Origin of the sequence: Streptomyces poriferorum (genome assembly GCF_019399235.1) — a bacterium.
GTDB lineage: Bacteria > Actinomycetota > Actinomycetes > Streptomycetales > Streptomycetaceae > Streptomyces > Streptomyces poriferorum.
In genome coordinates this window covers 1-6199 of record NZ_JAELVH010000339.1, presented here as the reverse complement: position 1 = coordinate 6199, position 6199 = coordinate 1, and the positions used below count along the sequence as shown (strand labels likewise).

Here is a 6199-nt window from a genome sequence, read left to right as displayed (position 1 = left end):
GGTTCCTGGGGCGCGCTGTCCATGGGCTGCGCCTGCGGCGGCGCCGGCTGCTGAGCCCGTTCCAGGAAGCGGAGGAGCTCCACCGGGAACGGCAGCACCAGGGTGGAGTTCTTCTCCGCCGCCACCGCCACCACCGTCTGGAGCAGCCTCAGCTGCAACGCTGCGGGCTGGGCCGACATCTCCGACGCCGCCTCGGCCAGCTTCTTGGACGCCTGGAGCTCCGCGTCCGCGTTGATGACCCGGGCGCGCCGCTCACGGTCGGCCTCCGCCTGGCGGGCCATGGAGCGTTTCATCGTCTCCGGCAGCGAGACGTCCTTGATCTCGACCCGGTCGATCTGCACGCCCCATCCCACCGCGGGGCTGTCGATCATCAGCTCCAGGCCCTGGTTGAGCTTCTCCCTGTTGGAGAGCAGATCGTCCAGATCGCTCTTGCCGATGATCGAACGCAGTGAGGTCTGCGCCATCTGCGAGACGGCGAACCGGTAGTCCTCCACCTCCACGACCGCGCTCGCGGCGTCGACCACCTTGAAGTAGATGACCGCGTCCACCCGCACCGTGACGTTGTCCCGGGTGATCCCGTCCTGCGCCGGCACAGGCATGGTCACGATCTGCATGTTGACCTTGCGCAGCCGCTCGACGCCGGGCAGCACCATGGTGAATCCGGGCCCGCGCACATCATTGCGGAGCCGGCCGAGCCTGAGCACCACGCCCCGCTCGTACTGCTTGACGACCCGGGCGGCCGCCGCCGTGTACACGGCACCCGCCGATACCGCCGCGACCACTGCGATCAAGAGCTCCTGGACCATGACGGCCCCCTGCCATCCGGAAACACCGGAACGAACGTGCACCTCATACCGAACGAAGCGCTATTACCACGTTATGCCCCCTTTGGGCAGCGGGCGAACCTCCGCCGGTCCTCCCGTCCCCCGCCCGGCCGTCCCCGGATGCCGGGCCCGCCGGGAGCGGGCAGGGTGACCAGCGTCAGCACGTCGCTCCGCCGCGTACGGGGTGACGTGACGGAGTGCGTACGGATGAGCCGGACGAGACAGACGAGGACCCGCCCATGCCCGTGATCGACCACCGACGCCGCCGTCTCGGCATCGCCGCCGGGACCGCGCTCCTGACCCTCACCGTCGCGGGCTGTTCGGGCCTCGGCCGGACCGCTGTCGGCCCGGTCATCTACACGACCGAGCGGGACGCCGTGATCATGGTGAACAGTCCCTCGGTGAAGGGATGCCACCGGCTCGCCCCCGCGGGAGCCAAGGAAGTGCTCAACGAGACCCTGATCGACATCATCCTCTACCGCACGCGGGACTGCACCGGCCCGGGCACGACGTACCTGGCGACCACGCTCTCCGACGTCAACGCGCCCAGCGCGCTCCCGTGGCGCAGTTTCACCACCGTCCACTGATCCACCGGACGCCGGTCCACCGTTCACCGATCCTCAGGTCGCCGGTCCACCGGACGTCGATGCGGATGTGCACCGGGTGGCGGCCCCGACGGGTCGCGCACCCGGTGCACATCCGCACCCGTGTCGGCCTCACGCACCGCGGCGGACCCGTGCGACCAGTGCCGCCGTTCCGTCCCGGCGGTCCCGGGCGATGAGGACCATCACCACGACGAGCACCGCGGGCATCACCGCGTTCGGCGGGTCGAGCAGCGTCAGCTGGACGACCGAAGCCCCTGCCAGCAGCCCGCAGAAGGCGATGGCCGCCACCCCGGCGAGGACGGGGATCAGCAGGGCCACGGCGCCGGCTGTCTCCAGGCCTCCGATGACGTACATCGCACCATGGCTCCAGCCCATCCGGTCGAAGGACTCGATGGCGGACTCGTGGGCGATCAGCTTGGCGATTCCACTGAAGCCCAGGAACAGGGCGAGGACGTACCGCGACACGCTCAGCGCGACGGCACCCCGGCCACGGCGCCCGGTTGCGGCGGAGACGGAAGCGGAAGCAGGACCGGCTGCGGCAGAGGGCGAGGCGGGGGCGGCGGACGGGGATACGGGCGTCGTGATCTCGGACATGGCGGTCTCCTCGGGGAAGCGGTGCGCGGTGTCGCTCACACCAGGTCAGACCGGCTCCCCGCCGAGAACTCATCGCTCCGACGCCCACGGATTCACTCTGACGCCAAGCTACTTGGGAACGGCCCTCACCCATATGCCGTCCTCGGTGAGATAGCGGTCCACCCGCAGCCCGGCCGCGTCCAGGTGGCCCTCGAACTGCTCCTTCGACAGCGGCCGCGAGAGGAAGGTCTGCGTCCAGCGGACATCCGGGAACTCGTACACGCAGAGCACCGAGTCCACCCCGTCGCCGACGGGTTCCGCGGAGACGATCCGGATCGTGTATCCCGCCGGGTGGACGCGCTCGCGCGGCAGGCCGACGTGGGAGTCCTCGCCCTCGCGCTGGATGAGGACCGCCCCGCCGTCGCGCACGTATCTGCGGCAGGTCCGCAGCAGCCCCTCCCTCACCCGGTGGTCGCCCGAGTGCACCAGGAACGACGCCAGCATGACCACGTCGAACGTCTCGTCACCGAGGTCCAGTGACTCGATGGGGCTGCACACCGTGCGCGCGCCGCGCACCTGCTCCAGCATCTGCGCCGACTCGTCCACCGCCGTGACGTCGAAACCGCGGTCGACCAGAGGATGCGTCACCCGGCCGGCACCGCTGCCCAGTTCCAGAATGCTCGATCCGGCGGGAACGGCGGCGGCGATCACGTCCGGTTCGTCGTTGACCGCCAGCCGTCGGTACAGCTCGACCGCGCAGCCGTCCGGAGTGATCTCACCGGGCCCCGTCCCCGAATATCCCTCACGCACCAGTCGTTCGCTCATACTCGGCCGAACGAACGGTCGGCAGCTGCCGTTCCCCCGCCTCGTACCTGCCCATCGGAGTCCACCGTCCCCCCGCCTCATACCGAACGGCGGGCGACCAGTGCCGCGTTGAGGTGCTGGAGGTCCATGGGCCGGGCCGGGGAGAGGCCGGTCAGCCGGCCGATGCGGCGGATGCGGTAGTCGACGGTGTTCGGGTGGACGTGCAGCGCGGCCGCCGCCGCCCTGCGGTCCAGGCCGTGCGCGAGGTACGTCTCCAGCGTGTGCAGCAGCTCCGGCTTGGCCTCCAGCGGGTGCAGAAGCCGAGCGAGGCCGTTCAGTGCCCCGCTCGGCCGGCTCAGCTGGTACTCCAGCAGGACGTCGGCCAGCCGGTACAGGCCCGCAGGCCTGCCCGTGCGGGCGACGAGGCCGACGATCTCGGTGTTGCGGGCCACGGCGGCCGGCACCGCCGCCGGTTCCGTGGTCTCGGCCGCCGCGGTGACCGGCACACCCGCGGCCCGGGTGGCTTCGGCGATCAGGCCGGCCAGCCCGCCCGGCCCGCTCCACGGCGGCGGTTCGGCGACGGGCAGCAGGACCGTGCCGCCCGTCTCGTCGAGAGCGGTCAGCGCGGGCGTGCCGGCGAACCGGTCCAGGGCCGTGCGGATCCGGCGGATCTTGCGGCGGGCCGCCACTCCCGCACCGGGCCCCGGGGCCTGGCCCACCTCGTCGTCGTGCGTACCGAGCGCGAGCGTCATCGTCAGATACCGGGCAGCCGGGCGCAGTCCGGTGCGCCGGGTGAAGTCTTCCAGGTCCTCGCCCGTCAGCAGGGCGGCCATCAGGGCGTGCCGGCCACCGTGTTCCTGACTGTCGAGGATCTGCCGGGCCTCCAGATACGCGCCGCTCACCGCGGAGGTCAGCTGCTGCTGGAGGACCATGATGCGGTCCATGATCTCCAGGACGGCCGGCAGGTCTCCGGGCCCGGCGTCCTGCGCGGTCTCCTCCCAGCACATCGCGATCCCCACCTGGTACGCGGTGAGGATGGCGTCCAGCGGCACGCCCTCCTCCGCACGCTGGGCCGCGGAGTCGCGCTGCTGGGCCAGTTCGGTGTCGGTGGCGGGTCTGCGGTGTTCGACGACGTCGGCGAAGAGCCGGAGATTGTGCTGGACGATGTCCGCGATGTCGCCCGCGATCTCCTCGTGCGGCAGCTCCGCGTAGACCGGCAGATCACTGAGCAGCCGGGCGACGACGCGGGTGGTCAGGGCAGGGGCGCGGGCCCTCAACTGGGCTGCCACCGGGCGGTCTCCGATGCACAGCGGATGCCGCACATCGGCTCCGCGGCACGCCCCTGGGCCCCGCAGGGCGGCCCGCTCTTTGTCATGCGTCACAAAAGCCCCCGCGGAAGTCTGCGTTACCCACCAGTTAAACGACGGCGTCCGAGTCTGCATGATGACCGGCGACACCCGCCATGCCTCTCCCGCCCCCACCGGAGGTTGCCGTGAACTCAACGCGTACCGAAGCACTCTGTCGAATCGTCAGAACATCGGCGGCCGCGATCGCCCTGGCCGGCCTGGGCCTCGCCACCGGCGCGTCCGGTGCCTCGGCGGCAGCCGACGACACCACGTCGTATGTCGCGCTCGGCGACTCGATGGCCTCCGGGCCCCTCATCCCGGACATCACGGGTCCCGTGGCCTGCGGCCGCTCCACGCACAACTACGCGCACGAGCTGGCGGCGAGCATTGGCGCCTCGCTGCGCGACGTCACCTGCAGCGGGGCCAAGTCCAAGCACATGACGGAGAAGCAGTCGCTCTCCCTGCTCGACATCCCGATGGGCTCGGCGGCCCCCCAGTTCGACGCGCTGCGCCCGGACACCGACCTGGTGACCCTGACGATCGGCGGGAACGACGCCGGTCTGGTCGGCATCGCGCAGGACTGCATGCAGCTCGACCCGACCGCCACCCCGTGCAAGGACAAACTGACCGAGGGCGGCGTCGACCAGGTGGCGCAGCGGATCGCCGAGTTCGCGCCCCGGCTGGCCGCAGTACTGGACGGCATCCACCAGCGGTCGCCGCAGGCCCGGGTGATCGTCACCGGCTACGGGCTCTACATCAAGCCGGGGGGCTGCTGGCCGCTGCAGCCCGTGCTCCCGGTGGACGCCGACTTCCTCCAGGGCAGCGTCGACCGGATGAACACGGTGATCGCCGAGCAGAGCGCCGCGCACGGCGCCGAGTACGTCGACGTCGCCACCCCGAGCAAGGGCCACGACGCCTGCCAGGCCCCCTCGGACAAGTGGGTCGAGGGGTACGTGCCTACGGCGGCGGCCGCCCCGCTGCACCCCAACCGGCAGGGTGAGGCGGCGTACGCCCGCATCATCGGCGCACACCTCCAGGGGAGCTGAACCATGCGGCAGCGGCTGCTCCACGGCCTGCTCGCGGCGGCGCTCGGCGCGGCCGCCCTGCACGCCCCGCCCGCCCACGCGGCCCGGGCGGGCCACCCGTCGGCCACGGGCTGCGATCCGCTGGCGCCCGCGGAGTGCCTGCTGCCGTTCCCGAACGACTGGTACACCCGGCCGGACCCGGACACCGAAACGGGCCGCCGGGTGGACTTCGCCGCCGCGGTACTGCCCCGCGCCACGACCGGGCTGCCCATCGACCCGGCCGCCTGGAACCGGTCCGACGGCTTCTCCCCCGGCTCCGCCCTGATCGCCCAGGTGCCGGGCCTGGACCTGGCGGTGAGCGGCGCGGCCCCGCTCACCGACATCGGCCGCTCCCTCGACCGGGACGCCCCGGTCGTCCTCCTGGACACCACCACCGGTGAGCGGTGGCCGTACTGGGCCGAACTCGACGCCAACGCCACCGACCCCGCGCGCCGGGCCCTGCTGATCCACCCCGCCCGCAACCTCCACGACGGCCACCACTACGCCGTGGCCCTGCGCCGTCTCAAGGACTCCGCCGGCCGCGCGGTCCCGGCGGGCGCCGCGTTCGCCGCCGTCGCCGGCCGGCGGCTGCCGGCCCATGACCCGCTGCGCGCCCGCCAGGACCGCCTCCGCCCCTCCCTCGCGGCCCTGCGCAGGGCCGGGGTCACCACCGAAGGGCTCAACCTGGCCTGGGACTTCACCGTCGCCTCCACCCGCAGCCTGACCGGCGACCTCTTCACCATCCGCGACGACGCGTTCCGCCGCCTCGGCAACCGCTCGCCCCGCTTCGCCGTCACCGGCGTCACCGACTTCACCGCCGCCCAGGACGCCCGGATCGCCCGCGAGGTCACCGGGCAGATCACGGTACCCAGCTATCTCGGCCTGCCCGGCGGCCCGCCCGGTTCCGTACTGAACCGCGACCGCGACGGTGTCCCCCGAAGGCTTCCCCTCAGTACCCAGCCCGCCACGTTCCGCTGCGAGAT

Annotated in this window: 6 protein-coding genes and 1 pseudogene; 3 read left to right on the top strand and 4 right to left on the bottom strand. The window is 72.1% G+C overall.

The features are described from left to right. Positions 1–806, bottom strand: an 806-nt coding sequence (locus tag JGS39_RS35070) for a slipin family protein (protein WP_219573797.1), incomplete at its 3' end; no start/stop codon positions are given. A gap of 257 nt (positions 807–1063) precedes the next feature. On the opposite strand from JGS39_RS35070, the gene JGS39_RS35065 reads away from it, so the two are divergent. After that, positions 1064–1411: a hypothetical protein gene (locus tag JGS39_RS35065; protein WP_219573795.1), complete on the top strand. Its 348-nt coding sequence runs from the start codon at positions 1064–1066 to the stop codon at positions 1409–1411. Between the two features lie 129 nt (positions 1412–1540). Here the strand turns inward: JGS39_RS35065 and JGS39_RS35060 are convergent, their stop codons facing one another. The 3 genes from JGS39_RS35060 to JGS39_RS35050 all read right to left on the bottom strand — a co-directional run bounded on the left by JGS39_RS35060 (position 1541) and on the right by JGS39_RS35050 (position 4116). Next, positions 1541–2023, bottom strand: a complete 483-nt coding sequence (locus tag JGS39_RS35060) for a DoxX family protein (RefSeq protein ID WP_219573793.1) — start codon at positions 2021–2023, stop codon at positions 1541–1543. A 108-nt stretch (positions 2024–2131) separates the two neighbouring features. After that, positions 2132–2827: a class I SAM-dependent methyltransferase gene (locus JGS39_RS35055; RefSeq protein WP_219573791.1), complete on the bottom strand. Its 696-nt coding sequence runs from the start codon at positions 2825–2827 to the stop codon at positions 2132–2134. A gap of 77 nt (positions 2828–2904) precedes the next feature. Continuing rightward, complete coding sequence (locus JGS39_RS35050) at positions 2905–4116, bottom strand: PucR family transcriptional regulator (RefSeq protein ID WP_236064546.1); 1212 nt, start codon at positions 4114–4116, stop codon at positions 2905–2907. 182 nt (positions 4117–4298) lie between these two features. On the opposite strand from JGS39_RS35050, the gene JGS39_RS35045 reads away from it, so the two are divergent. Further along, a complete protein-coding gene (locus tag JGS39_RS35045) occupies positions 4299–5198 on the top strand; it encodes an SGNH/GDSL hydrolase family protein (protein ID WP_219573787.1) in 900 nt (299 codons plus the stop codon). 3 nt (positions 5199–5201) lie between these two features. Continuing rightward, positions 5202–6199 (top strand): annotated as a pseudogene (locus JGS39_RS35040) (hypothetical protein); the annotation flags it as partial.